Origin of the sequence: Streptomyces sp. CB02056 (genome assembly GCF_001905545.1) — a bacterium.
Classification (GTDB): Bacteria; Actinomycetota; Actinomycetes; order Streptomycetales; family Streptomycetaceae; genus Kitasatospora.
On sequence record NZ_LIPD01000009.1, the window covers coordinates 32,409 to 58,186 of the forward strand.

Sequence of the window (25,778 nt, forward strand, 5' to 3'; positions counted from 1 at the left end):
TGCGGCGGGGGCGGGCCGTGCCGGTGGCGCGGCCCGCGTCCTGCCGCGGGTCAGGCCTGGCCGCTCGGGCGGCGCATCGGCCGCAGGGCCGGGCGGGCCTTCTTCGGCGCGGGCGCCGCCTCGCCCCCGGGCAGGACGGCGGCGAGGGCGGCGACCGTTGGCGCGTCGAACAGCGTGCGGATCGGCAGTTCCGCGCCGAGGGTGGCGCGGATCCGGCTGACCAGCCGGGTGGCGAGCAGGGAGTGGCCGCCGAGGTCGAAGAACCGGTCGTCGATGCTGACCGTCTCCACGCCCAGCACCTCGGCGAACAGGGCGCACAGCTCCCGCTCGCGCTCGGTGCGCGGGGCGCGGCCCTCGGCCGCCCCGGCGTACTCGGGCGCGGGCAGGGCCCTGCGGTCGACCTTGCCGTTGGCCGTGACCGGCAGGCCGTCCAGGACGACCACGGCGGCCGGGAGCATGTAGGCGGCGAGGCGGTCCGCGACGAAGGCGCGCAGCTCGCCGTCGGTGGCCTTGCCGGTGGCGTACACCACCAGGCGCTTGTCGCCCGGCTGGTCCTCGCGGACCACCGCGAGCGCCTGGCCGACGCCCTCGTGGGCGGTGAACGCCGCCTCCACCTCGCCGAGTTCGATCCGGAAGCCGCGGATCTTGACCTGGTCGTCGGCCCGGCCGAGGAACTCCAGGACGCCGTCCGCCGTCCAGCGGGCGAGGTCCCCGGTGCGGTACATCCGGCCGCCGGACCCGTCGAAGGGACAGGCGACGAAGCGCTCGGCACTGAGCGCCGGGCGGCCGACGTAGCCGCGGGCCAGGCCGGCCCCGGCGATGTACAGCTCGCCCGCCACCCCGGCCGGGACGGGCTGGAGCGCGGCGTCCAGCACGTACAGCCGGGTGTTGGCCAGCGGGCGCCCGATCGGCACCACGTTCGGCACCGCCGCGGCGTCCGGCATCGGGTACTGGGTGGCGCACAGGGTGGTCTCGGTCGGCCCGTACAGGGCCCGCACCGCGATGCCGGGGACGGCCTCCAGCACCCGGCGCACGGCCGGGGCGGAGACCACGTCGCCGCCGGTCAGCACCTCGCGCACACCGGCGAAGATGCCCGGGTCCTCCTCCGCGATGACCCGGAACAGACCGGCGGTGACGTGGACGTGGGTGAGCGCGTGCTCGCGGACCAGCCCGCGGATGGCGGCCGCGTCCAGGTCGCCCTGCGGCGCGACGACCACCTGGCCGCCGGAGAGCAGCGGCACCCAGATCTCGTAGGTCGAGGCGTCGAAGGCGTGCGGCGCGTGGAACAGCACCCGCAGGCCCTCGTCGTGCCGCCAGCACGGGTCGGTGGCGAGCTGCACCACGTCCCGGTGGCTGATCGCGATGCCCTTGGGCTCCCCGGTGGAGCCGGAGGTGAACATCACGTACGCGAGCTGCTCCGGGTGGGGCGCGGCCCGGTGGGCGCGCCGCTCGCGCGGACCGTCGAACCAGCCCTCGGTGAGCGGCAGGACGGGGCAGGGGGCGTCGGCGGCCAGCGGGTGGTCGCGGTGCGCCGGGTCGACCAGGACGAGCGCGGCGGCCGTCTCGGCGGTGATCCGCCGCAGCCGCTCGGCCGGGTGCCGGTCGTCCAGCGGGACGTAGGTGCCGCCGGCCTTGGCCACCGCGAGGATCGCGGTCAGCAGGTCGGCGGAGCGGTCCATCAGCAGGACCACCGGCGTCTCGGCGCCGACCCCGGCGCCGGCCAGGTGGGCCGCCAGGTGCTCGGCCCGGGAGTCCAGTTCGGCGTAGCTCAGCCGCTCGGTGCCGAAGACCACGGCCGGCGCGTCGGGGGTGGCGGCGGCCCGCGCCTCGAACAGCTCCGGCAGGGTCGCGTCCGGGACGGGAGCGGCGGTGTCGTTCCAGCCGGTGAGCAGCTGCTCGCGCTCGGCCGGGGCGAGGATCCCGATGCCGCCGATCGGGGCGTCCGGGGCGGCCGCGGCGGCGCGCAGGACGCGCAGCAGCCGCTCGCCGAGGGCGGTGGCGGTGGCGTGGTCGAAGAGGTCGACCGCGTACTCGACCGCCACCGTCAGGCCCGCCTGCGGGCCCTGCTCGGTGAAGCGGAAGGACAGGTCGAACTTGGCGACGTCCAGCTCGAAGGGGTGCTCCGCGCAGCCCAGGCCGCCGAACTCGGCCGGCACCGTGACCCGGCTCTCCAGCGCCACCAGGGTCTGGAAGAGCGGGTGGCGGGCGGGGGTGCGGGTGGGGTTGAGGTGCTCGACCAGGCGCTCGAAGGGGATGTCCTGGTGGTCGTAGGCGTCCAGGTCGGCGCGCCGGACGCGGTCGAGCAGTTCCCGGAAGGTCGGGTCGCCGCTGGTGTCGGTGCGCAGCAGCAGGGTGTTGACGAAGAAGCCGACCAGGTCGTCCAGGGCCTCGTCGGTGCGGCCGGCGACGGGGGTGCCGAGCGGCAGGTCGGTGCCGGCGCCGAGGCGGGTGTAGAGGGTGGCGACCGCGGCCTGCAGCGCCATGAACAGGCTGGCGTTCTGCGCCGCCGCCAACTCGCCGAGAGCGCCGTGCAGTTCGGCGTCGACGGTGACCTCCACCAGGCCGCCCCGGTGCCCCGGCACGGCCGGGCGCGGACGGTCGTAGGGGAGCGCCAGCTCCTCCGGGGCGTCGGCCAGGGCCTGCTGCCAGTAGGCGAGTTGGTCGGTCAGCAGGGCGCTGGGCCGCTCGTCGGTGCCGAGCAGCTCGCGCTGCCAGAGGGTGTAGTCGGCGTACTGCACCGGCAGCGGCGCGCGGGTGGGCGCGGCGCCGGTGCTGCGAGCCTGGTAGGCCTCGGCGAGGTCGCGGAAGAGCGGCCCGACCGACCAGCCGTCGCTGGCGATGTGGTGCATCAGCACCAGCAGGACGTGCTCGTCGTTCGGCAGCGACAGCAGGGTGGCGCGCACCGGCAGGTCGTGGGCGAGGTCGAAGACCTCCTCGCCGGCCGCGACCAGGGCCGCCCGCAGCTGCCCCTCGTCGGCCACCGGCACCTGGCGCAGCGACAACCCGCCAGCCTCGACGACCTGTTGGTGCGGCTGGCCGTCGACGGTCGGGAAGACGGTGCGCAGCACCTCGTGCCGCTCCACCACGTCCCGGACGGCCTGCTCCAGGGCGGGCAGGTCGACGGCGCCGGTGAGCCGGACCGCGACGGGGGTGTTGTAGAGCGCGCTGGGGCCCTCGAACTGCTCGATGAACCACAGGCGTTGCTGGGCGGAGGAGAGCGGCACGCGCTCCGGACGCTCGGCCGGCCGCAGGGCCGGGCGGGCCGCCGCGGAGTCGGGCAGGGCGGCGGCCAGCAGGGCCACCGTCGGGTTGTCGAAGAGCGTGCGGATCGGCAGCTCGGCGCCGAGGCCGGCGCGGATGCGGCTGACCAGCTTGGTGGCGAGCAGCGAGTGGCCGCCGCGGTCGAAGAAGTTGTCGTCGATGCTGATCCGGGCCAGCCCGAGGACCTCGGCGAACAGCGCGCACAGGGCCTGCTCGGTGGCGTTGCGCGGCTCGCGCCCGCCGTCGGCGCCGTTGTAGTCGGGCGCGGGCAGGGCCTTGCGGTCCACCTTGCCGTTGGGGTTCACCGGCAGTTCGTCGAGGACGACGATCGCGGCGGGCAGCATGTAGCCGGGCAGCCGCTCGGTGACGAAGTCGCGCAGCGCGTCGGCCCGCACCTCGCCGGTGACGTACGCGACCAGGCGCTTGTCGCCCGGCTGGTCCTGGCGGACCGCCACGCAGACCTGGCCGACCTCCGGGTGGGCGGTGAACGCCGCCTCCACCTCGCCGAGTTCGATCCGGAAGCCGCGCAGCTTGACCTGGTCGTCCGCTCGACCGACGAACTCCAGTTCGCCCGTGGGCGTCCAGCGCACCACGTCGCCGGTGCGGTACATCCGGCCGCCGGGCTCGCCGAACGGGCAGGCCACGAAGCGCTCGGAGGTCAGGCCGGGGCGGCGGACGTAGCCGCGGGCCAGGCCGGAGCCGCCGATGTACAGCTCGCCGGGCACGCCGACCGGCACCGGGCGCAGCCCGGCGTCCAGCACGTACAGCCGGTTGTTGGGCAGCGGCCGGCCGATCGGCACGACGGCCGGCACCTCGGCGGCCGAGGTCATCGGGAAGTGCGTGGCGAAGGTGGTCGTCTCGGTCGGCCCGTAGACGTTGATCAGCCGCAGCCCGGGGCAGCTGTCCAGCACCCGCCGCATGGCGACCGGCGAGGCGATGTCGCCGCCCGTCCACACCTCGTGCAGCCCGGTGAAGGTCTCCGGGGCCTCGGCGGCCAGCACGTTGAAGAGGCCGACGCTGATCCAGGCGGAGGTGGTCCGCTCGTGGCCGATCACCGCCGCCAGCTCGGCGATGCCGAGCCGGCCGGCCGGGGCGATCACCAGCTGGCCGCCGGAGAGCAGCGGGGTCCAGATCTCGTAGGTGGAGGCGTCGAAGGCGGAGGGCGCGTGCACCGGCAGCCGCTCGTGGCCGCCGCCGGTGAACTGGCCGCCGAGCGCGAGGTCCACCACACCGCGGTGGGTGATGGCGATGCCCTTGGGCACGCCGGTCGAGCCGGAGGTGTGCATCACGTACACCAACTGGTCGGCGCGCTGCGGCAGTCCGAGGTTCTCGGGGTGCTCCTCGGCGTGCGGGTCGAGCACCGTCAGTCCGGCCAGCGCGGGGTGCTCGCGGTGGGCGGCGTCGGCCAGCACCAGGGCGGCCCCGGCGTCGTCGAGGACGGTCCGCAGCCGGTCGGCGGGCTGGGCGTCGTCCAGCGGGACGTACAGGCCGCCGGCCTTGAGCACGGCCAGGATCGCCACCACCTGGGCGGCCGAGCGGTCGATCATCAGCGCGACCGGCGTCTCCCGGACCACCCCGGCCTCGACCAGCCGCAGCGCCAGGCCGTTGGCCCGGGCGTTGAGCTGGGCGTAGGTCAGCTCGGCGTCGTCCGCGGTGAGCGCGAGCGCGTCCGGGGTCGCGGCGGCCCGCGCCTCGAACAGCTCGGGCAGCGAGCCCTCCGGCAGCGGGGTGCTGGTGCCGCTCCACTCGGTGACCAGCTCGGCGCGCTCGGCCGCGGTCAACACCTCGACGGTGCCGACGAGTTCGGCAGGGTCGGCGACGATCCGGTCGAGCAGGGCGAGGAAGCGGTCCAGCAGGGCGCGGGCCTCCCCGGTGGTGAAGGCGTCCGGCTGGTGGTCCAGTCGCAGCTGGAGGCCGTCGCCGGGGGTGAGGGCCAGCACCAGCGGGTAGTGGGCGCTGTCGACGTCCTCGACCAGGGTGACGCGGGTGGCGCCGCTCGGGTCGGCGTCGTCCAGCGCGGACGGGTCCGGGTAGTTGCCGTACACCGTGACGGTGTCGAACAGACTGCCCATGCCGGCGAGTTGCTGGATCTCGGTGAGGCTGAGGTGCTGGTGGTCCAGCAGCGCGGACTGCTCGTGCTGGAGGCGCAGCAGCAGCTGGCCCCAGCTCTCCGCCTGGTCCAGGCGCACCCGCACCGGCACGGTGTTGATGAGCAGGCCCATCATCCGCTCCACGCCCGGCAGGTCGTGCGGCCGGCCGGAGACGGTGGTGCCGAACAGCACGTCCTCGCGCCCGGTGAGCCGGGCCAGCAGCACGCCCCAGGCCGCCTGGACCAGGGTGTTGAGGGTGACGCCGTAGCGGCGGGCGGTGCGGGCGAGGGCCTCGGTGGCCTCCGGGGAGAGCCCGGTGTGCAGGCGCAGCGGCAGCTGCGGGACGGCCGCCGAGCGGCCGGGGGCGAGCAGGGTGGGCTCGTCGGCGCCGGCCAGGGCGTGGGCCCAGGCGGCGCGGGCGGTGTCGCCGTCGCGCCGGGTGATCCAGCGCAGGTACTCGCGGTACGGGGCGGCCGGGGCCATCGGCTGCTCGAAGTACAGCGCCCACAGCTCCTCGGCGAACAGCGGGGTCGACCAGCCGTCCAGCAGGATGTGGTGCGCGGAGGCGATCAGCTGGTGGCGCCCGGGGGCGAGCCGGAGCAGGGTGTAGCGCAGCAGCGGCGGCCGGTCGAGGTCGAAGCGGCGGCCGTACTCGGCGGCGGCGATCCGCCCGGCCTCCGCCTCCGGGTCGGCGTGGCCGCTCAGGTCCACGACGGTGAAGGGCAGTTCGACGCCGTCCGGGACGACCTGCACCGGCGGGCCGTCGTGCCGCTGGTGGAAGGCGGCCCGGAGGTTGGGCTGGCGCACCAGCAGCGCCTCGGCGGCGGCGCGCAGCCGGTCGGCGTCCACCGGGCCGTCGAGGTCGAAGGTGACGACCGAGGTGTAGACGTCCGCGCCGTCGGCGTCGTACGCCGAGTGGAAGGCCATGCCCTGCTGGAGCGGCGAGGTCGGCCAGACGTCGACCAGGCGGGCGGGGGCGTGGTGGGCGGCGAGCCCGTCCAGCTCGTCCTGGGTGACGGCGACCAGCGGGAAGTCGGAGGGGGTGTGCCCGCCCGCGTCCGGCCGTTCGGCGTGCTCGGCGAGCGCGCCCAGCGCGGCGAACCAGGCCTCGGCGAAGGCCTGCACCCGCTCCTCGGAGAGCAGCCCGGTGGCGTAGGACCACTGGGCGACCAGCAGCGGGCCCTGCGGGGTGTCCACGGTGGTGGCGTCCAGGCCGAGCACCCGGCCGAGGGCGAGGCCGGTCGCGGCGCCCTCGGACATCGCCTCGGTGCCGGCGAGCACGTCCTCGGCGGTGACGCCCTCGGGCGCGAAGCGGCCCAGGTAGTTGAACTCGATCTGCGGGTCGGCGTGCCCGGCCAGCGCGGCGGCGGTGTCCGGGTTGAGGTGGCGCAGCAGGCCGAAGCCGATGCCGTTGTCGGGGACGGCGCGCAGCTGCTCCTTCACCCGGCCGAGGGCCCGGCCGAGTGCGGGGCCGGCCGCGGTGACCTCGGACCAGGGCAGCGCCCCGGGGGCGAGCCGGACGGGGTAGACGGAGGTGAACCAGCCGGCGGTGCGGTGCAGGTCGACGCCGTCGACGACCTCCTCGCGGCCGTGGCCCTCCACGGTGACCAGCACGGCGCCGTCGGGCCCGGTGGTCTCCTGGCCGCGCCAGTGGCCGAGGGCCAGGGCCAGCCCGGTCAGCAGCACGTCGTTGACCTGGGCGTGGTAGGCGGCGGTGACCTTGGTGAGCAGCGCCCGGGTGGTCGCGGCGGGCAGCACGAGCCGCAGCAGGCCCTCGGTGGCGTAGGTGTCCTGGGCCGGGTCCAGCGGGCGGTCGCCGAGCAGCGGGTCCGGGGTGGCCAACGCGGCCTGCCAGAGCGGGAGTTCGGCGGCCCGGCGGTCGGTGTTGGCCTCGGTGGTGAGGCGCTGGGCCCAGCGGCGGAAGGAGGTGGGCACCGGGGCGAGCTCGACGGCGCGGTCCTCGCGGAGCGCGGCGAGCGCGCCGAGCAGGTCCTCCTCGACGATGCGCCAGGTGACGCCGTCCACCACCAGGTGGTGGATCACCAGCAGCAGCTGCGAGGGCTGCTCCGGGCCGGCGTCGAAGCGCACGGCCTGGACCATCCGGCCGTCCTCGGGCGACAGGCGGCCGCGGGCGGCCTCGGTCTCGGCGCGCAGCGCGTCCGCGTCGGCCCGGCCCTCGACCCGGCGCAGCACGGCGTCGGCGGGGACGGCGCCGGGCTCGGGCACGTGCAGCGTCCAGGGGCGCTCGGCGAGCGGGGAGGTGCGGGCGCGGAACAGGTCGTGGTGGTCGAGCAGGGCCTGGACGGCGGTGGTCAGGTGCTCCCGCGTGGTGCCGGCGGGCAGGGTGAGCAGGGTGGACTGGTAGAAGCTCTCCACCGCGCCGTGCTGGGCGGCCAGCCAGTGCACGATGGGCGTCGGCGGCACCTCGCCGAGGCCGGACCCGGCGGGCTCGACGACGACCGGCCCCTCCAGCGGACGGGCGATCAGCGCCAGCTTCTCGACGGTCGGGGCGAGGAACACCTCGCGCGGGGTGAGCTGGAGGCCCGCGTGCCGGGCACGGGAGACCAGCTGGATGGCCACGATGGAGTCGCCGCCGAGCTCGAAGAAGGAGTCCGTGACGCCCACCCGGGGCAGGCCCAGCACCTCGCCGAACAGCCGGACCAGGGTGTGCTCCAGCTCGCCGGCGGGGGCGCGGCCGTCCTCCTCGCCGGCGCCGAACACCGGCGCGGGCAGGGCGCGCTTGTCCACCTTGCCGTTGGGCGTGAGCGGCAGCCGGTCGAGCACCACGACGACGGGCACCATGTGGTCGGGCAGCCGCTCGGCGCAGTACGCCCGCAGCTCGGCCGGGTCGGCGGCGCCGACGGTGTAGCCGACCAGGCGGCGCTCGCCCGGGCGGTCCTCGCGGACCAGCACCACGGCCTGGCGCACCTCGGGGTGGGCGGAGAGGGTCTGCTCGATCTCGCCGAGCTCCACCCGGAAGCCGCGGATCTTCACCTGGTCGTCGGCCCGGCCGAGGAAGTCCAGCTGGCCGTCCGGGCGGTAGCTGCCGAGGTCCCCGGTGCGGTACATCCGGTCGCCGGGCTCGCCGTAGGGGTCGGCCACGAAGCGCTCGGCGGTCAGGCCCGGGCGGTTCAGGTAGCCGCGGGCCAGGTGCGGGCCGGCCAGGTACAGCTCGCCGACGGTGCCCGGCTCGACCTGGCGCAGGTGCTCGTCCAGCACGTGGATGCGCACGTCCTGGCAGGGCCGGCCGATCGGGGGCAGCTCCTCGCCGGTGAGCGGCTCGCTCATGCTGACGATGACGGTGGCCTCGGTCGGCCCGTAGCTGTTGAGCATCAGCCGGCCGCGGCCGCAGCGGGCGGCCAGCTCGCGGGAGACCGCCTCGCCGCCGCCGATCAGGGTGCGCAGCGAGGGCATCGGCAGGTCGGGCAGGGTGGAGATCATCGCGGTGGCGACATCGGCGTGGGTGACGCCGAACCGGTCGATCAGGGCGGCCAGCGGCTCGCCGACCAGCTGGCTCTGCTCGCGCGGCAGCACCAGGGCGGCGCCGGTGGTGAGGGCCACGGACAGGTCGGAGACCGAGACGTCGAAGCTGAGCGAGGAGGCCTGGAGCACCCGGCTGCCGGGGCCGACCCCGGTGGCGGCGACCTGGGTGCCGACCATGCTGGGCAGCCCGGTGTGGGTGACGGCCACGCCCTTGGGCACGCCGGTGGAGCCGGAGGTGTAGATGACGTACGCGGTGTTCGGCGCGCTCACCGGCCGCACCCGCTCGGCGGCGGTGAACCGGTCCCCGGAGCGCGCGGCCAGGTCGGCGAGGTGCTCGGCGGAGTCGATCAGCAGCCGGGGGGCGCCGGTCTCCGGCAGCTGGCCGGCGGCCCCGGCGGTGGTGAGCACCAGGGCGGCGCGGGAGTCGCTCAGCATGTGGCGCAGCCGCTCGGCTGGGTAGGCCGGGTCGGCGGGCAGCCAGGCGGCGCCGGTCTTGGCGACGGCGAGGATCGCGGCGATCGCCTCGGGGGACTTCGGCAGGGCCAGCGCGACGACGTCCTCGGTGCCCAGGCCGCGGGCGGCCAGCACCCGGGCCAGCCGGTTGGCGCGGGCGTCCAGCTCGGCGTACGTGAGGGTGGTGCCCTCGGCGTACAGGGCGGGGGCGTCCGGGGTGCGGGCGACCTGGGCGTCGACCAGCTCGGTGAGGGTCGGGCGGGTGTCGGGGCGGGCCAGCCGGGCGGCCAGCGCGGCGGGGGTGGGGGCGTCCGCCAGGACGGACGGTTCCAGGCGGACGCCGAACTCCTCGTGCACGCGGGCCAGCAGCCGCTCGGCGGCGGGCCGGTCGCCGCCCAGGTCGTAGAAGCCCGCCGCGGGGTCGACCGACTCCCGGCCGAGCACCTCCGCGAACAGTCGGCACAGGACCTCGGCCGCTTCCGGCCGCTGCTCGGATCTGTGCGTCTGCTGGACCCCGGACATGTGACTCTCTCCCTCGTGCGGCTGGCTCCCGCGGTGGCGGGAGCGGCGAGCTGGGTTGACCCCGGGGCGGTCGGCCCGGGGGTCGGCGGAGCGATGTTGCGGTCGTCTTGCGGTGCTGCGGTGTGCTTCGTGTGACGTCCGTGCGGCACACGGGTGCGGTGCGGCGGTGCGGAGGGTGGTGGCGCGCCGGTGCTGTTCGATGCACGCGCGTAGACGTCGGACACGGGACCGCGCCGGCGGCGTGACGGTGCGGCCGCGCGGCGGTGACGGGGTGCTGCGGTGGTGTGGTGAGGCGGTGTCGGCGGGCTCCGGCGGTGCGGTGCGCCGACGACCGGGCGAGCGGCCTGGTGAGGGGCGGCTCGGGTGCGGGGCGGTGCCGGGTGAGCGGCGGTCTGCCCCGGGTGCGTTGCCGAGGTGGTGCGCTGTCAGGCGGTGCTTTGCCGGGTGGTGCCCTGCCGGATGGTGCTGTGCCGGGTGCCGCGCCGCCGAGGTGGTGCGACCGGGTGAGCGGCCGTTCGGCGCGGATCCCCGTCCGGCGGCCGCGCGGTGCTCAGCGGTCCGGCGGTCGGTGGGCGGTGGCCGGGGTCAGTGCTCGGACAGGTGCGCGATGAGGCTCTTCGGCCGCAGGTCCTGCCAGTTCTGCTCGACGTAGTCGAGGCAGTCCTGTCGTCCGGCGGCACCGAACACCTGCTGCCAACCGGCGGGCACCGGGCTGAAGGCCGGCCACAGCGAGTGCTGGCCCTCGTCGTTCGTCAGGACGAGGTAGCTGGCCTCGGCATCCTCGAACGGGTTCGCCATCGTCGGTTCCTCTCTGTTCGTAGCTGTGCAGATCTGGTTCGTAGCCGTGCAGAGCAGTGCGAGAAGGGGAGGAGCAGGGTGGTCGGACGTGACCGGATGTGATCAAACGGAGCCGCGGCTCACGGACCCCAGCCGGAGTCCTCGCTGGGGGCGTCGTGGGCGGTGACGGAGACCGTGGACAGGTGCGGCTGGGCGTGGAGCTGGAGGCCGACCACGGCGGCCAGCAGGACGGCGAGCATCCCGAGCATCTTGTGGACGCGGACGGCAAGGCTTGGCATCGCGAATTCCTCTTCCTGAGGAGGGCGGTCTGCCCTCTTCGCTCTGAAATGCATCCTGCCGAAGCCCCAAACGTGCTTGGAAGCTCTCACTGTGATCGTGAACACGCAATGCGGGAACCGGAAGCCCGGTCAGATCGTGCCAAAAACAGACAGACATGATCCAAGTCGTACCTGGGTCTGTCAGATCAGTGGTGGGAACTCCGTGGGCGCGTGGGACATCGCGGAGGACATCGCGGGGCGGAAGCGGGTACTCCGGCCCGCCGCAGCGAGCCCCGGCGCAACTCCTCCCGGACGGCGGGCCAGTCCTCGACCCACGGCCGGCCCGTCCCGGTCGGCGACTCCAGGGCGAGCGTCGCCAGGTAGGCGCGCTTGAGCGCCGCCCGTTCGTCCTGCACCCGCCCCGCGGACTGCTCGATCCGGCGCAGCCGGGCGTGCAGCCGCTCCAGCGCGCCCCCGCCGGTCAGCAGCCGCCGCGCCTCCGGGCCGAAGCGGAAACCGGGGGCCAGCAGCGGCCAGGCCGACCGCCACACCCGGAACACCTCGCGGTGGCTCGGCCCCCACTCCCGCTCGGCCTGGGCCAGCCGCTCCAGCGCCGCCGTCTCGGTCGGCGCCGTACAGGTCTCGCGCAGCGCCCGTGAGAGCGCGCCCCAGTCCTCGCCGGGCGCGTGCCGCAGCGCCGCGTGCAGCAGGTGCGCCACCGAACCGTGCACCACCGTGCGCGGCCACTGCTCGGCCGCCGCCTCCGCCAGCACCGCGCCGGTGCCGCCCACCAGCACCCAGACCTCCCGCACCCCGCGCTCGGCGAGCCCCGCCAGCACCTGCGGCCACTGCTCACCGTCCGCGGCCGGCCACAGGCCCAGCACCTCGCGCCGGCCCTCGGTGGAGACCCCGAGCGCCAGGTGCACCAGCGGCCCGCCCGAGCGGCCGCTGCGCACCGAGTCGACGAAGACCACCGGGTAGACCGGGTCGAGCCGCCGCCCGCGCCGCTCGGCGAGCTCGTCCAGCACCTGGTCGGTGATGGCCGAGACGGTCTCCCGGCTCAGCTCCACGCCGTACACCTCGGCCAGGTGCGCCACCAGCTCGCCCGAACTGAGGCCGCGCGCGGTCAGCGAGATCACCAGCCGGTCGAGCCCGGGCAGCCGCCGGGCGCGGGGGAGGACGGCCTTGGGGGTGAAGCTGCCCTCGCGGTCCCGGGGCACCCGCACCTCGACCGGGCCGATCTCGGTGAGCAGCCGTCTGGCCCGGGCGCCGTTGCGGCCGTTGCCGCCGGGACCGGAGCCGTTGCCGGTGCCGCTGCCGTTGCTGTTGCCGGAGCCGCGCAGGTGCTCCTGGAGTTCGAGCTCCAGGGCGCCCTCGATCAGCTGCTTGGCGAAGGCCTGGAGAATCCCGCCGTCGCCCAGCAGTCGGACCGCGCCGGAGCCGACCTGCGCGGCGGCGGCCTCCGCCAACTGCCGCACCAGGCGCTGGTCCACCAGGCCGGCGAGGGCGGCGGGCGGTGCCGCCGGGTCGGAATCAGCTCGCAACTGGGGGTGCCTTCCGTCTGTAGGCCGTTCCGTGCACCGACCGCCCGCTCCGGACGTCCCGTCGGAACGCCAGGTGCGATGCGCCGGCAATCCCCCGGTCACCGCTGCCGGGTACGGTCACGACCGTGACCCCGGCTCCCCGTTTGCGTGCACGCCCGACTACCGTCAGCCGATGATTTCCGCGCCCTTTGGGCGTACACTCACGGCTGTCGGAGCCCGGGGGGCGGCTTCCGAACGGCAGTCACTTCCATCTTGCCGGTTCGGATGCCTGGCGGTAGCCGGTACGGGCATTCGTGAAACCGCAATGCCGAAGCCGGAAGGATGCCCAGATGTGCCCAAGTCAGGACAACTGCGCGGAAAGGGGAACACCCCAGCTCTGCGACCGGGGCATCGAGTTCTACCGCACGGCGCTGGCCGAGGGGGAGGCGGTCGGCGAAGCCCCCGAATGCCTGCTCGCGATGGGTCTGCTGCGCCCGCTGCCCGGCTCCGGTGACCGGCTCGTCCCCGTCCCGCCCGACATCGCCGCCACCGGACTGGCGCGGCCGCTCGAACTCGCCGTACTGGCCCACCAGGAGCGGCTCGCCGCGCTGCACACCTCCTTCCACGCCGCCGAGCACACCTACCGCGACGTCATGCGGCGCGCCAAGTTGCCGATCCGGCTGCTGGCGGGCGAGGAGATCAACCCCGCGCTGGAGAAGGCCGTCGCCGCCTGCAGCGAGGAACTGCTCACCGCCCAGCCGGGCGGCGGCCGCGGCCCCGAGCAACTGGGCGACGCGCTCCCGCGCGACCTCGCCCTGGCCGGCCGCGGCGTGCGCCAACGCACCCTCTACCAGCACACCGTGCGCTCGCACGGCCCGACGCTGGCCTACATCGAGCAGGTCACCGCCCAGGGCGCCCAGGTGCGCACCCTGAACGAGGTCTTCGACCGGGTGATCATCTGCGACCGCTCCACCGCCTTCATCCCGGCCGGCGCCGACCGCCAGGCCGCCGCGATGCTCATCGAACTCCCGCCGCTGGTCGAGTACCTGCTCAAGATCTTCGAGCTGATGTGGGAGCGCGCCGAGCCCGTCACCTACCAGCAGGGCCACCACCGCCCCCGGCTGCTGACCGCCCGCACCCGGCAGAACGTGCTGCGCCTGATGGTCAACGGCTACACCGACGAGGCCATCGCCTCCCGCCTCGGCATGAGCACCCGCACCGTGTCCAGCCACATCCAGAAGGCCAGCGAACTCCTCGGCAGCCGCAGCCGCGGCCACCTCGGCTACATCATCGCCCGCCAGGGCGTCCTGGACGAACCCCTCGACGAACTCTGACCGGCCCGCGCGCCGCGCGCACCGCCCGCTTCGCCTGCTTCACCCGCTTCGCCACCGCCGGACCCGTCACGGGCCGGCGGTGGCGCTTTCGGCGGTGCGCGCCGCCTTATGACAACAGCATTGACGTGTGGCGGCGCCGCCGGTTTCATGGCTCGCACTTCCGGCCCGCGTCACCCCCCACGACCGGTACGGGAGCTTCCCCCACACGCGCACCCCACGACCAAGGCGGTGATCCGTTGGCATCGACGGTGAAGGACACGGGCGGCGGTCCGAGAGCGGACGCGGCAGGAACGCACGTCGCGATGCACAAGTCGCTCGGCCTGCTGGACGGGGCGGCGATCGCCGCCTCCAGCACGGCCGCCACCAGCAGCATCGGGATCGGCCTGGGGCTGATGGCCGGGGTGGTCGGCCTGCACCTCCCGGCGATCATGCTGCTGGCCTTCCTGCCGGTGCTCGCCATCGCCGGCGGGTACGGGCGGCTGAACGCCGTCGAGCCGGACGCGGGCAGCAGCTACCGGTGGGTCGGGCGCACCCTCAGCCCGTGGCTGGGCTTCCTCACCGGGTGGGTGAACACCGTGGGGACCGTCGTCTTCATGGCGTACACCACGACCGTCACCGGCTCCTCGATCGTCCAGCTGCTCGACCAGGCCCACGTCCGCAGCGTGGCCGGGCTGCGGCTCGACGCCGACTCCACCGTCCAGTGCACCCTGATCGGCCTGGTGGTGCTGGTGGGCGCCGCGCTGGTCGCGGTGCGCGGACTGGACCTGGCGGCCCGGCTGCAGAAGGCGCTGCTGGTCTTCGAGTACGCCGTCCTGCTCGGCTTCTGCGGCTACGGGCTGTTCGCCGGCGACCAGCCGTTCTCGCTCCAGTGGTTCAACCCCTTCGACATCCCCTCCTTCGACGCCGTCGCCCAGGGCATGGTGCTGGCGGTGTTCTGCTACTGGGGCTTCGAGTCGGTGTTCAGCGTCGGCGAGGAGGTGCGCGACCCGCGGGACGCCTCCCGGGGCGGCCTGCTGGCCCTGGTGGTGATGCTGGCGCTGTTCCTGATCGCCGGCACCGCCTTCCAGCGGGTCCTGCCGATCGACGAGCTGGCCGACAACGGCGCCCACGGGCTGACCTACTTCGGCACGAAGCTGGCCGAACAGCCGCTGGCCGCACTGCCGTTGATCGCGCTGATGTTCTCCGCGGTGGCCTCGCTGCAGTCCTCGGTGATCCCGACCGCGCGCGGGATGTACGCGATGGGGCGCGACCGGGTGCTCGGCCCGGTCTGGACCCGCCTGCACCCCCGGCACGCCACGCCCGCCGTCGGCACCCTGCTGATCACCGGCGTCGCCGTCGCCCTGGCGCTGGCCTCCATCGCCATCCCGACCGTCAACGACCTGATCTCGGCCGCGGTCAACGCGATCGGCATCGTCGTCGCCCTCTACTACGCGCTGACCGCCGTCGCGGCCGCCGTCCGGTTCCGCCACCTGCTGCGCACCGCCCCGCTGGAGGGGCTGCGCGCGGTGGTCGGGCCGCTGCTGGGCGCGGCGGCGCTGCTCGCCGTCGGCGGCTACCTCGCCTGGACCTTCTACGACTCCACGGACCACTTCGAACTCGCCGCCGACAACGGTTGGTTCGAGCTGTCCGTGGTGATCATGATGATCGTCAGCGGGCTGCCGGCGGCGGCCTGGGCCCGCTGGCGGCGGCGCTCGCCGTACTTCCTGCGGGAGGACACGGCGGCCGGGTAGCCGCCCGTACGACGTACGACCAGGCACGACCACGCGAGAACGGAGCACCACCCATGACCCAGGCCGATCTGGTCTTCACCCACGGCCCCGTCCACACCGGCGACGCGGCCCGCACCCGGGCGAGCGGGCTGGCGGTCGTCGGCGAGCGGATCGCCGCCGTCGGGCACGACGAGGTCCGGGAGCTGATCGGGCCGCGGACCGAGGTCGTCGACCTCACCGGCAAGCTGCTGCTGCCCGGCTTCCAGGACGCGCACATCCACGCCGTGTTCGGCGGCGCCGAGCTGGCCTCCTGCGACCTCACCGGGACGGTCGGCGTCGCCGACTACCTGGAGCGGATCCGGGCGTACGCCGAGGCCCACCCGGACCAGGAGTGGATCACCGGCAGCGGGTGGTCGATGGAGAGCTTCGAAGGCGGCCTGCCCACCCGGCAGCTGCTCGACTCCGTCGTCCCCGACCGGCCGGTGTACCTCACCAACCGGGACCACCACGGCGCCTGGGCCAACACCCGGGCGCTGGAACTCGCCGGGCTCACCGCCGACACCCCCGACCCGGGCGACGGGCGGATCGAGCGCGAGGCCGACGGCACCCCCGGCGGCACCCTCCAGGAGGGCGCCACCGCCCTGGTCGCCCGGCTGCTGCCGCCCGCCACCGCCGCCGACCGGCTGGCCGGACTGCTGCGCGCCCAGCGGCTGCTGCACTCGCTCGGCATCACCGGCTGGCAGGACGCGCTGCTCGGCGAGTTCAACGGCCAGCCGGACCCGTCCGACGCCTACCTGGCCGCCGCCCGCTCCGGCGCGCTGACCGCCCGGGTGACCGGCGCGCTCTGGTGGGACCGGGACCGCGGCGCCGACCAGATCCCCGACCTGGTGCGGCGGCGCGCGGAACTGGCCCACGGACGGTTCCGGGCCGGCTCGGTGAAGATCATGCAGGACGGCATCGCGGAGAACTTCACCGCCGCGATGACCAGCCCGTACCTGGACGGCTGCGGCTGCGCCACCGCCAACTCCGGCCTCAGCTTCGTCGACCCGGAGGCCCTGCGCGGGTACGTCACCGCACTGGACGCGCTCGACTTCCAGGTGCACTTCCACGCGCTCGGCGACCGGGCCGTGCGCGAGGCGCTGGACGCGATCGAAGCCGCCCGCACCGCCAACGGGCGGCGCGGCGCCCGGCACCACCTCGCCCACCTCCAGGTGGTCCACCCGGACGACCTCCCGCGCTTCGCCCGGCTCGGCGCCGTCGCCAACATCCAGCCGCTCTGGGCCGCGCACGAGCCGCAGATGGACGAGCTGACCATCCCGTTCCTCGGGCCGGAGCGGGCCGCCTGGCAGTACCCGTTCGGCTCCCTCCAGCGGGCCGGCGCCACCCTCGCGGCGGGCAGCGACTGGCCGGTGAGCAGCCCGGACCCACTGGCGGGGCTGCACGTGGCGGTCAACCGGATGGAGCCGGAGGCCACCGACGGGCGGGTCTTCCTGCCCGAGCAGCGGCTCGACCTGGGCTCGGCCATCGCCGCGTACACGGCCGGCAGCGCGTACCTCAACGGGCACGACGACGCCGGGGTGCTGGCCGTTGGGCGGCTCGCGGACCTGGTGGTGCTCGACCGGGACATCCTCACCGGGCCGCCGGAGGAGATCGCGCAGGCGCGGGTGGAGCGCACCTACGTCGGCGGGGAGCTGGTGCACGCGGCGGACTGACCGCGGCAGGGGCCGGACCGGCCGCCGGTGGTGGGCGCACGGGGGCCCACCACCGGCGGCCCTCGCGTTCCCCGGATCGGGGGTTCAGCCCCCGGCGGCCCGCAGCCGGGCCTCGGCGGCGTCCAGCAGCAGGTCCAGGGCGTACGGGTAGCCGCTGCGGCGCATGTCGGCGGTGAGCAGGTGGGCGGTGGCCGCGATGTGGGGGTGCTCGGCGGCGTCGAGCCGGGCGTAGGAGGCCTGCCAGACCTCGAGGTCGGCGCTCTGGGCGGCGGACGGCAGGGCGAGGGTGGCGGCGTCCAGGGCGGCGAAGCCGAGGCTCTGGTCGACGAAGGCGTGGTAGATCCGGACGGCTTCCGGGTCCGGGAAGCCCGCCGTGCGCAGGACGCCGAGGATCGCCTCGACGGCGGCGATCTCGTGGGCGCGGCCGGTGGTGCGGTGGGCGGCGAGGATGGCGGCCTGCGGGTGGGCCAGGTAGCTGGCGTGGATGCGCAGGCCGATGGCGCGCAGGTCGGCGCGCCAGTCGCCGGTGGGCCGCCAGTCGTGCTGGGCCCGGCCGATCAGCTCGTCGGCGACGGCGAGCAGCAGGTCGTCGGTGCTGTGGAAGTAGCGGTAGACCGCGCTCGGATCGGCCCCGAGCGCGGCGCCCAGCCGCCGGACCGTGAGCGCCTCGGCGCCGTGCCGGCCGATCAGCCGGATCGCGGTGTCGACGATCAGCTCGGCGGACAGCACCACACCCTGCTTGGTGGGTCGCCGCCGCCGCCGTTGCGGCTCGGGGACTACGCGGTCGGTCATGCGCCCGAGGTTATGTCAAGGATGCTGACACAAACCAGGGGTCGGGAGCGGAAGCCCGGCCTCAGCAGGAGACGGTGCGGCACGCGGCCGCCCGGGCGCCGAAGCCGCGGACGGCGGGGGAGGCGTGGGAGGCGTGGGAGGCGGGTTCCGGGGCCGCGTCGGGCGAGGCCCGGGAGCGGGCGTGCACGGGCATTGGTGGGCAGGTCTGCGGCGCCTAGGATGCGATCATGGCTGACTCGGCACCCTCCACCGGCGCTCCCGGACCCCGCGATCCGGAGCTGGGCTTCCCGCGCCCCGGCGAGGTGCTGCAGCGGCTGCGCACCCAGCGCGGTATGTCGCTGCGGCAGGTGGCCGCCGAGTGCGGGCTGTCGGTCTCCTTCCTGGCTTCGCTGGAGCGCGGGGAGACCGACATCGCGCTGGAGCGGCTCGGCCGGCTCGCCCGGGTGTTCGGCCACGACGTCGGTTCCTTCCTGGGCTTCTCCCGGGGGCGGGCGACCCCCGCGCTGTTCCCCCGGGAGGGGCAGGAGGAGCTCCAGCGGGCCCCGGGGGTGGTCTACCGGGTGGTGCGCTCCCCGGAGCTCGGCTACCAAGTGGTCACCGGTGACTTCGCGCCGCACAGCGGTCTCGGCGAGGAGCTCCAGCACGAGGGGTCCGATCTGATCACCGTCACCCGGGGTGAGCTGGTGGTCCGTTACAACGGGGTGGACCACGTGCTGGGAGCCGGCGACAGCATCCAGTTCTCGGCCGGCCATCCGCACAGCTTCCGCAACGAGACGGACGAGCCGGCCCAGCTGGTGGGGGTCCTCTTCTCCAGCCTCTACTGACTTCCAGGCGTCGCCGCCTGCTCGCCAACTGCCCTACGGACAGCGGTCCGTGGGGCAGTCGGCGTTGCGGTCCCGGGATGTCGCCGCAGGGCCTGCCCGTCTCGACGTGAGCGATATTCTGCTCTACGGTGCTCTATATCGAACAATCGAGGAGATCCAGAGGAGCTCGGAGATGACGATGCCGACCCCGCCGCTCGAGGGCGCCGCGCGCGAAGCCGTCCCGGACGCAGGCCCGCCCGTGGGGACCGACGAGCGGCGGGGCCCGGGGACCGGCGCGGCCCTGCGTGTGGCGCTCGTGGTGGTCTGGAGCTCCGGATTCATCTCCGGCAAGCTCGGCCTGCGGCACGCCGCGCCGTACACCTTCGCGACCTTACGGTTCGCGATCGCCGGGCTGGTACTGCTGGCGATCGCCGGAATCCGCCGGGAGCGCCTGCCCCGCGGGCGCCTGCTGCTGCACCTGGCGGTGGCGGGTGTGCTCGTCCAGGGCGTGCAGTTCTCCAGCATCTACATGGGCATGAAGCTCGGGGTGTCCTCCGGGCTCGCCGCGCTGGTCATCGCGCTCTACCCGCTGACCACATCGCTGCTGGCGGTGCCGCTGCTCGGTGAGCGGGTCACCCGCGGCCAGTGCCTGGGCCTGGTGCTCGGGATGGGCGGCGTCGCGCTGGCCGTCGCGGACCGGATCGACCTGTCCGGCGGCTACCTGCTGGGCCTCGGCTTCCTGTTGCTGGGCCTGCTCGGCATCTCGTACGGCACCGTCCACCAGAAGCGCCATTGCGCGCGGATGGAGCCGGTGGGCGGCAACGCGGTGCAGCTGCTGGCCGCCGCGGCGGCGGCGCTGGTTCCCGCGCTGCTGGTCGAGGGCTGGTCCGTGGAGTTCACCGCCTCGTACTGGCCGGTTCTGCTGTGGACGGCGCTGATCAACTCGATCGTCGGCGTGGGCCTGCTCTACCACCTGCTGCGGCGGCACGGCACGAGCCCGGTCAGCAGCCTGTTCTACCTGGTCCCGATGTGCACCGCCGCCTTCGCCGCGGTGCTGCTCGACCAGCCGCTCGGCGTGCTGACCCTGGCCGGGCTGGTCCTCGCCTCGGCCGGCACCTTCCTGGCGAACCGTGTCCACCGCTGACCGGCGGGAGGGCCGGGCGCTCGACCCGGCCGGTCCGCGCCCTCCTCAGGCTCCGGCCGCCGTCCGCTGGGTCGTCTCCCGCTGGTCGGCGATCAGGTCCTCGATGTCGTCGGCGCAGTCGCCGCACCGGTGTTCGCTCCGGTGGCCCCGCGCACCGCCCGCGCCGACCCCCACTGGCGCACCGATCGACACCCCTCCCGCACCGCACGTCCACTGTGAGGCCGACCCATCATGACCAACGTCGCCGTGCTCAACTACGGCCAGGGCCACGACTACCCCGGGATGTTCCCCGAACTCGCCGACAAGCTGCAGGTGTTCAGCCAGAACGAGCTCAAGAACACCGAGCGGCTGGCCCGTTACGAGTACGTCCCGGACTCCGACGCCGTCCCCTACACGGAGCTGGCGATCCGCCGGCTGCACCGGCAACGGCCGTTCACCCACATCATCACCGACAACGAGTACGACCTGGAACGGGCCGCCCGGATGCGCGCGGACTTCGGCCTGGGCGGCCAGACCCCGGACAGCGCCCGGTCGTTCCGCGACAAGGCGGTGATGAAGGAGGTCGCCGGCCGGGCCGTGCCGACCGCCCGCTGGGCCCGGCTCGACACGGTCGTCGACCTCACCGGCTTCATCGAGGCGGTCGGCTACCCCGTGGTCGTCAAACCGGTCAGCCAGGGCGGCTCGCGGGACATCGCGGTGCTGCACGGGGACGAGGAACTGCTCGCCTTCGCCCGGCGGCGCTGGCGCGAGGACCCGATGGCCGAGGAGTTCGTCGACGGCCCGATGTACCACGTCGACGCGGTGCTCGGCGACGGCTACCGCTTCGTCGCCTCCTCCCGCTACCTGCGCAGCTGCCTCGGGGTCTTCACCGGGCAGAACAACGGCTCGGTCCAGCTGCACCCGGAGAGCGGGATGGCCCGGCGGCTGGAGGAGTTCCTCGACCGGACGCTGTCCGCCTTCGACGTCCCGCCGGTCAGCGCCTACCACCTGGAGGTGTTCCACACACCGGACGACGAGCTGGTGATGTGCGAGATCGCCTCGCGGGTCGGCGGCGACCGCATTCCGTGGCTCACCCGGGCCACCTACGGGGTGGACCTGCACACCTCGGTGCTGCGCCAGTCCGCCGGGCTGCCCGTCCAGCCGCCGCCGGCCGCGCCGCCGACCGAGGTGCACGGCTCGGTGTCCGTCCTGCCGCAGGGGCGGCCGGTACGTGCGCCGGGGCGGCCGCCGTTCCCGTGGGTGCGGCACTACCAGGTGAACGAGGAACTGGAGCCCGGGGCGGTCACGCTCTACAGCGCCTCGCACCTGTGCTTCGTGATCGTCGCCGGTGCCGACGCGGAGCAGGTCGAGGAACGGTTGTTGCGGGCCGAGGCCTGGCTGATGGCGAACCTGGAGGAGCGCTGATGCCGTACAGGATCCTGGTCAACGCGAAGAGCGACCCGGGCGGGCCGGGCTACCACCAGCGGTTGACCGGCGAGGAGCACTCCGCGGAGGCGGTCAACACCGCGCCGGCCGCCCTGCGTTCGGCGGGCCGGCTGGTCTGACGGTGCGGCGCCGACGGCTGGTCAGCACTCTGGTCCGGCGTCCGACCGGTCCGCCGGGCCAGCCGTCCGAGTCGGGACGCTGGAACGGTTCCACCCCCTCCGGCCTGCGGTTTCACACCTGCCTGGAACGGCCCGCCGGAACGGTCCGGGGCCCGCCGCGGGCGAGTGCGGTCAGGACGGCGGTGCCGAGGGGGGAGCCGGGGGCGGCGAGTGCGTAGGGGAGGGAGAAGTGGTTGTGGGCGGGGGCGACGAGGTCGGTGAGGGCGGTGCGGGGGCGTAGGGCGGTGGCCATCAGGGTGTGCTGGCGGGCGTACTCGGCGGTCTCGTCGGCGCCGCGGGCGAGGACGACCGGGGGCAGGCGCGGCGGGAGGTGGTGCAGCGGGCTGTTGCGGTGGGCGGCGGCCGGGTCGAGGGCGAGCGCGTCGTTGACATAGCAGAGGCGGACGGGTTCCAGGTCGTACATGCCGCTCAGCAGGGTGGCGCCGGCGATCGCGGCGGAGACGTCGGGCCCGTGGTGGGGGGTGCCGGGGACGCGGGGGAGCAGGGCCATGGCGGCGAGGTGGGCGCCGGCGGAGTGGCCGGCCAGGTGGAGGCGGCCGGGGGCGAAGCCGAGGGCGTCGGCGTGGCGGTGGAGCCAGTGGACCGCGCGCCGGACCATGGCGACCATGTCGTCCAGCCGGGTGGCGGGGGCCAGGCCGTAGCCGACGACCGCGACGGCGGCGCCGGCCCGGAGCAGCGGCGGGGCGGGGAAGGCGGAGTCGTCCTTGGACAGTTCCTGCCAGTTGCCGCCGTGGACGAAGACCAGGAGCGGGGGCGGGCCGTCAGGGCCGTCGGGGGCGGGGAAGTAGTCGAGGGTCTCGGCCGGGTGCGGGCCGTACGGGAGGCCGGTGAGGACGGGGTGGCGGCGGCGGGCGTTCGCGCTGTCCCGCGCGTAGCGGTCCAGGTAGGCCCGGAGGTCGGGGACGCGGTGGCTGGGGGTGTACTGGCGGTCGAGGGCCGCGCGGTCCATGCCCCGGTAGACGGGGACGGGGGCGCGGCCGGGTATGAGCGTCGGGGCCGGGCTCTCGGGCACGGGAGGTCGCCTCCGCGGTACGTCGGTGGAGCCGTCGGACATGGAGCCGTCGGACGGTGAAGGGGCAAGGAGGTGAACGGGCAAGGCGGTGTCGGGAGCGGTCAGTCGAGGATGGTGACCGTCTGGTCGAGCGGAGCCCGGCCCACCCGGTAGCGGGGGGCGGCCGGGTCGGGGTGGCCCACGGAGAGGCCGCAGAAGAGCACGAGGGAGGCGGGCGGCGACAGGACGTCCGCGACGGTGCGGTGGTAGACGGACCAGGCCATCTGCGGGCAGCTGTGCAGCCCTTCGGCGCGCAGCAGCAGCATGACGGTCTGCAGGTACATCCCGAGGTCGGCCCACTGGGCCGGGCCCATCGACCGGTCGATGTAGCTGAACAGCGCGGTGGGCGCGCCGAAGCAGTCCCAGTTCCGGACGACGGCCCGCTGCCGGGCGTCCCGGTCCTCGCGGGGGATGCCGAAGGCGCGGTAGCGCTGTTCGGCGGCCTCCCGGCGCCGTTCCTGGTAGGGGGACTTGAGTTCGGGCGGGTACATCTCGAACTCGGGGTCGTCGCCCTGGTCGCCGGAGGAGGCGCGGGCGACGGCGAGCCGCTTGAGCCGTTCCAGCCGCTCCCCGGTGACCAGGTAGGTGTGCCAGGGCTGGAGGTTGGCGCCGGAGGGGGCGCGGGACGCGGCCGCGAGCACCCGTTCGAGCACCTCCCTCGGCACCGGTTGGTCGGTGAACCCCCGCACCGCCCGACGGGTCTCGACAGCCTCGTAGACGTCCACCAGCCGTGTCCTCACACCTCGCCCGACCGTTCCGGGGCCGCGTCCGGCACTGCCGGGCGTCCCGTTGCTGCAACGGTTCGGGCGCGGAGGAGGTGACGGCCGGGGGCCGAGGTCCCGCCGGACGGGTGTCAGCCGCCGACGGCGTAGCGGTCCAGGGTGCGGACGTACTCGGCGGCGCCCATCCGGCCGACCGACCCCAGCCGGTCCAGGTCGAGGTGGAAGCCGGTCTCGTCGACCAGTCCCTCCTCCGCGACGACGTGGACGACCTCGCCGATGACCACGGAGTGGTCGCCGACCGGCACCACCGAGGAGGTGCGGCACTCGAAGGCGAGCGGCGAGCCGTCGATGCGCGGCGAGCGGACGGCGTGCCCGGGCAGGGCGCGCAGCCCGGCCAGGTCGTACTCCGACTCGCCGTACGGGAGCGGTTTCGCCGTGGTGGTGGCGGCCTCGGCGTGCTTCTCGATCAGGACGTTGACGGTGAACTCCCCGGTGCCGCCCTCGGCGGGGAGGCGGGCGTTGCGGCAGGAGTCCTTCTCGGTGCCGTCGGCCCGCCGGCTGGCGCAGAAGAGCAGCGCCATCGGGGAGTAGCCCACGGCCGTGTAGTACGAGAAGGGCGCCAGGTTGACGGCCCCGCCGGGGGAGACCGTGCTCACCATGGCGATCGGCCGGGGGACCACGCTCCACAGCAGCAGGCGCTGGCGCTGGCGGGCGGTCATGGATGCCACGTCGACGTGCAGCATGGCTCGGTCGCTCCTACGGGCTTCTGGTGGGGTGGCGGTGAGCGGGAGGGCCGCTACACCGGGCTGGTGGCGAGCACCTCGGTGTGCGGGTTGCCGCGCAGCTGCCGCAGGTCGCGGAACGGGAGGGTGATCCGGCGCAGCAGGTAGTCCTCCCCGGAGGTGCCGCCGGTGCCCTGCTGCCCGCCGACCATCTTGGTCACCAGGCCCAGGTGGGCCACCTTCCAGCGCCAGTAGCCGTTGCCCACGTCGAGCAGCGCCTCGGCGACCCGGTGCGGGCCGCCGCAGGCGACGCCGAGGCGGCAGACGTCGGCGGCGCTCAGGCCCTGCCGGTGGGCGTCGGCCAGGAAGGCCCGGTACAGCTCGCTCGTCTCGGTGCCGTCCTCCAGCAGCCGGCCGAGCACCCGGAACTGCTGCGACTGGGCGCCGCTGGCGGTGCCGAGGTAGGGCCGGAACCGGACGAAGTGCCGCAGCGGGAGGCGTTCCAGGACGATCACCTGCTCGTGCAGGACGCGGAGCAACTCGGCGGCCCGCTGGAGGAGTTCGACCCCGTCCTCGGCTCCGCCGGCCGGGTCGCCGGGGGCGTTCAGGAGGTCCCGGGCCAGGCGAAGGTCGGCCACGATCTGTTTGAGCCACAGCTCGCAGGACTGGTGGGCGACGATGAAGAAGTGCTCGGCCAGGGCCACGCTCCGGTCGGTGGACTCGGGGAAGCGGGTCTGCTGGAGCGAGAGCAGGGTGTCCATCTGGAGGTAGGTGGAGTAGGTCAGGTCGGTCATCGTCTCGGTGACAGCTTCGGTCATGGTCAGCTCCGCATCAGAGGGCCCGCGCCGGGCGCGGGGTGGAGTCGCCCGGGGTGGAGTCGCCCGGGTCGGCGGTGCTCGGGTCGGCGGTGCTCGGGTCGGCGGTGCTCGGGGCGGGGAGGCGCGGTGCCGGGGCGGCCGTCGCGCCGGTGGCCGCCGCGTCGACGGTCACCGCGTCGAGGAAGGCGGCGAGGTCGGCGAGGACGCCCTCGGGGTGCTGGAACAGGTGGAAGTGGTGGCCCTCGCGTTCGAGGAGGCTGAACGGTCCGGTGGTGACGGCCGCCCACTCGGCGACCAGGGCGCGGTCGACCAGCGGGTCCAGGGTGCCGTGGTGGCAGCGGACCGGGCAGGCCAGCGGCGCGGTCCGCAGCTCCACCCGGTACTGCTCGTGCGCGGTGAGGTCCGCGCGCAGGACGGGCAGGACGGCCTCCGCGACCTCCGGCTCCTCGGGGAGGTCCGGGTCGATGCCGCCCAGGGAGCGGATCAGGGACCACAGGACCTCGTCGGACAGTCCGCCGGCCCGGATCCGTCCGGCCCGGCCGGGCGGCGGGCAGCTGGAGGCCAGCAGCCCGGCCGGCGGGCGCCCCAGGGTGCCGAGGGTGACGGCGGTCTCATAGCCGACGAGGGCCCCGAGGCTGTGCCCGAACAGCACGGTGGGCAGCGGCGGCAGGCGCAGGAGTTCGGAGGCCAGCTCCGCGCTCAGCGCGCGCACGTCGGTGGACGGCGGTTCGCCGAAGCGGTCGCCGTGCCCCGGGTACTGCACCGCCAGCAGTTCGACGGTCGGGGGGAGGGCGGTGGACCACGGGCCGTAGCCGGCCGCGCTGCCGCCGGAGTGCGGGAGGCAGACCAGCCGTGCCGTGGCCGCGGGCGCTCGGACCAGTGTCCGCAGGCAGTGGTCGCGGCGGGTACGAAGCATGACGGAACTCCTCCGCTTCGGAGTACGGGTGCTTCGGCAGGTGTCCGCAATCTTTCGGCTCTTC

At 74.7% G+C, this 25,778-nt stretch carries 17 protein-coding genes and 1 pseudogene; 7 read left to right on the forward strand and 11 right to left on the reverse strand.

Annotation, left to right across the window (positions count from 1 at the left end; translation table 11 throughout):
• Window positions 1-50: 50 nt before the first annotated feature.
• From AMK13_RS24245 to AMK13_RS24255, 4 genes and pseudogenes are all read right to left on the reverse strand, one after another.
• The gene (locus tag AMK13_RS24245) at window positions 51-9,809 is read right to left on the reverse strand and encodes a non-ribosomal peptide synthetase (RefSeq protein WP_074004071.1); all 9,759 of its coding nucleotides are present in this window, start codon (window positions 9,807-9,809) and stop codon (window positions 51-53) included.
• 585 nt (window positions 9,810-10,394) lie between these two features.
• Window positions 10,395-10,607, reverse strand: a complete 213-nt coding sequence (locus tag AMK13_RS24250; RefSeq protein WP_049649760.1) for an MbtH family protein — start codon at window positions 10,605-10,607, stop codon at window positions 10,395-10,397.
• Window positions 10,608-10,726: 119 nt separating this feature from the next.
• On the reverse strand, window positions 10,727-10,885 hold the full coding sequence (locus AMK13_RS43665) for a hypothetical protein (protein ID WP_158077742.1): 159 nt from the start codon (window positions 10,883-10,885) through the stop codon (window positions 10,727-10,729).
• Window positions 10,886-11,151: 266 nt separating this feature from the next.
• A pseudogene (locus tag AMK13_RS24255) lies at window positions 11,152-12,408 on the reverse strand (IS256 family transposase); the annotation flags it as partial.
• Between the two features lie 329 nt (window positions 12,409-12,737).
• Between AMK13_RS24255 and AMK13_RS45105 the strand changes: the two are divergent.
• The 3 genes from AMK13_RS45105 (at window position 12,738) to AMK13_RS24270 (ending at window position 17,142) form a co-directional block, all read left to right on the forward strand.
• Window positions 12,738-13,721, forward strand: coding sequence for a helix-turn-helix transcriptional regulator (locus AMK13_RS45105; RefSeq protein ID WP_049649231.1), 984 nt, complete (start codon window positions 12,738-12,740; stop codon window positions 13,719-13,721).
• 302 nt (window positions 13,722-14,023) lie between these two features.
• Entirely contained in the window at window positions 14,024-15,451 is a 1,428-nt protein-coding gene (locus tag AMK13_RS24265; RefSeq protein ID WP_074004073.1) for an APC family permease, read from the forward strand.
• Between the two features lie 53 nt (window positions 15,452-15,504).
• Window positions 15,505-17,142, forward strand: coding sequence for an amidohydrolase (locus AMK13_RS24270; protein WP_074004074.1), 1,638 nt, complete (start codon window positions 15,505-15,507; stop codon window positions 17,140-17,142).
• Between the two features lie 84 nt (window positions 17,143-17,226).
• On the opposite strand, the gene AMK13_RS24275 is transcribed toward AMK13_RS24270, so the two are convergent.
• On the reverse strand, window positions 17,227-17,934 hold the full coding sequence (locus AMK13_RS24275) for a TetR/AcrR family transcriptional regulator (protein ID WP_049649218.1): 708 nt from the start codon (window positions 17,932-17,934) through the stop codon (window positions 17,227-17,229).
• A 61-nt stretch (window positions 17,935-17,995) separates the two neighbouring features.
• The gene (locus AMK13_RS46015) at window positions 17,996-18,127 is read right to left on the reverse strand and encodes a hypothetical protein (RefSeq protein WP_274538698.1); all 132 of its coding nucleotides are present in this window, start codon (window positions 18,125-18,127) and stop codon (window positions 17,996-17,998) included.
• A gap of 34 nt (window positions 18,128-18,161) precedes the next feature.
• Between AMK13_RS46015 and AMK13_RS24280 the strand changes: the two genes are divergently transcribed.
• From AMK13_RS24280 to AMK13_RS43670, 4 genes are all read left to right on the forward strand, one after another.
• A complete protein-coding gene (locus AMK13_RS24280) occupies window positions 18,162-18,758 on the forward strand; it encodes a cupin domain-containing protein (protein WP_049649217.1) in 597 nt (198 codons plus the stop codon).
• Between the two features lie 172 nt (window positions 18,759-18,930).
• Window positions 18,931-19,881 (forward strand): DMT family transporter, encoded by a 951-nt coding sequence (locus AMK13_RS24285; protein WP_241853011.1) that lies wholly within the window; start codon window positions 18,931-18,933, stop codon window positions 19,879-19,881.
• 231 nt (window positions 19,882-20,112) lie between these two features.
• The gene (locus tag AMK13_RS24290) at window positions 20,113-21,285 is read left to right on the forward strand and encodes an ATP-grasp domain-containing protein (RefSeq protein ID WP_074004075.1); all 1,173 of its coding nucleotides are present in this window, start codon (window positions 20,113-20,115) and stop codon (window positions 21,283-21,285) included.
• Window positions 21,285-21,425 carry a hypothetical protein gene (locus AMK13_RS43670; RefSeq protein ID WP_158077743.1) on the forward strand — a complete coding sequence of 47 codons (141 nt, stop codon included), beginning with the start codon at window positions 21,285-21,287 and terminating at the stop codon, window positions 21,423-21,425. Before AMK13_RS24290 ends, AMK13_RS43670 begins: the two co-directional genes overlap by 1 nt.
• Window positions 21,426-21,537: 112 nt before the next feature.
• On the opposite strand, the gene AMK13_RS24295 is transcribed toward AMK13_RS43670, so the two are convergent.
• The 5 genes from AMK13_RS24295 to AMK13_RS24315 form a co-directional block, all read right to left on the reverse strand.
• Window positions 21,538-22,497 (reverse strand): alpha/beta hydrolase, encoded by a 960-nt coding sequence (locus AMK13_RS24295; protein ID WP_241853012.1) that lies wholly within the window; start codon window positions 22,495-22,497, stop codon window positions 21,538-21,540.
• A 101-nt stretch (window positions 22,498-22,598) separates the two neighbouring features.
• Window positions 22,599-23,261 carry a nitroreductase gene (locus tag AMK13_RS24300; protein ID WP_049649215.1) on the reverse strand — a complete coding sequence of 221 codons (663 nt, stop codon included), beginning with the start codon at window positions 23,259-23,261 and terminating at the stop codon, window positions 22,599-22,601.
• 128 nt (window positions 23,262-23,389) lie between these two features.
• Window positions 23,390-24,001 carry a flavin reductase family protein gene (locus AMK13_RS24305; protein WP_074004076.1) on the reverse strand — a complete coding sequence of 204 codons (612 nt, stop codon included), beginning with the start codon at window positions 23,999-24,001 and terminating at the stop codon, window positions 23,390-23,392.
• A gap of 53 nt (window positions 24,002-24,054) precedes the next feature.
• Window positions 24,055-24,798, reverse strand: a complete 744-nt coding sequence (locus AMK13_RS24310) for a tryptophan 2,3-dioxygenase family protein (protein WP_074004077.1) — start codon at window positions 24,796-24,798, stop codon at window positions 24,055-24,057.
• Between the two features lie 13 nt (window positions 24,799-24,811).
• Complete coding sequence (locus AMK13_RS24315) at window positions 24,812-25,714, reverse strand: thioesterase II family protein (protein ID WP_074004078.1); 903 nt, start codon at window positions 25,712-25,714, stop codon at window positions 24,812-24,814.
• Between the last annotated feature and the right edge of the window lie 64 nt (window positions 25,715-25,778).

Bases quoted from the DNA above. Each gene is read 5' to 3' on its own strand.
- AMK13_RS24245 (WP_074004071.1), bottom strand. From the start codon at position 9,809: ATGTCCGGGGTCCAGCAGACGCACAGATCCGAGCAGCGGCCGGAAGCG.
- AMK13_RS24250 (WP_049649760.1), bottom strand. From the start codon at position 10,607: ATGGCGAACCCGTTCGAGGATGCCGAGGCCAGCTACCTCGTCCTGACG.
- AMK13_RS43665 (WP_158077742.1), bottom strand. From the start codon at position 10,885: ATGCCAAGCCTTGCCGTCCGCGTCCACAAGATGCTCGGGATGCTCGCC.
- AMK13_RS45105 (WP_049649231.1), top strand. From the start codon at position 12,738: ATGTGCCCAAGTCAGGACAACTGCGCGGAAAGGGGAACACCCCAGCTC.
- AMK13_RS24265 (WP_074004073.1), top strand. From the start codon at position 14,024: ATGCACAAGTCGCTCGGCCTGCTGGACGGGGCGGCGATCGCCGCCTCC.
- AMK13_RS24270 (WP_074004074.1), top strand. From the start codon at position 15,505: ATGACCCAGGCCGATCTGGTCTTCACCCACGGCCCCGTCCACACCGGC.
- AMK13_RS24275 (WP_049649218.1), bottom strand. From the start codon at position 17,934: ATGACCGACCGCGTAGTCCCCGAGCCGCAACGGCGGCGGCGGCGACCC.
- AMK13_RS46015 (WP_274538698.1), bottom strand. From the start codon at position 18,127: ATGCCCGTGCACGCCCGCTCCCGGGCCTCGCCCGACGCGGCCCCGGAA.
- AMK13_RS24280 (WP_049649217.1), top strand. From the start codon at position 18,162: ATGGCTGACTCGGCACCCTCCACCGGCGCTCCCGGACCCCGCGATCCG.
- AMK13_RS24285 (WP_241853011.1), top strand. From the start codon at position 18,931: ATGACGATGCCGACCCCGCCGCTCGAGGGCGCCGCGCGCGAAGCCGTC.
- AMK13_RS24290 (WP_074004075.1), top strand. From the start codon at position 20,113: ATGACCAACGTCGCCGTGCTCAACTACGGCCAGGGCCACGACTACCCC.
- AMK13_RS43670 (WP_158077743.1), top strand. From the start codon at position 21,285: ATGCCGTACAGGATCCTGGTCAACGCGAAGAGCGACCCGGGCGGGCCG.
- AMK13_RS24305 (WP_074004076.1), bottom strand. From the start codon at position 24,001: ATGCTGCACGTCGACGTGGCATCCATGACCGCCCGCCAGCGCCAGCGC.
- AMK13_RS24310 (WP_074004077.1), bottom strand. From the start codon at position 24,798: ATGACCGAAGCTGTCACCGAGACGATGACCGACCTGACCTACTCCACC.
- AMK13_RS24315 (WP_074004078.1), bottom strand. From the start codon at position 25,714: ATGCTTCGTACCCGCCGCGACCACTGCCTGCGGACACTGGTCCGAGCG.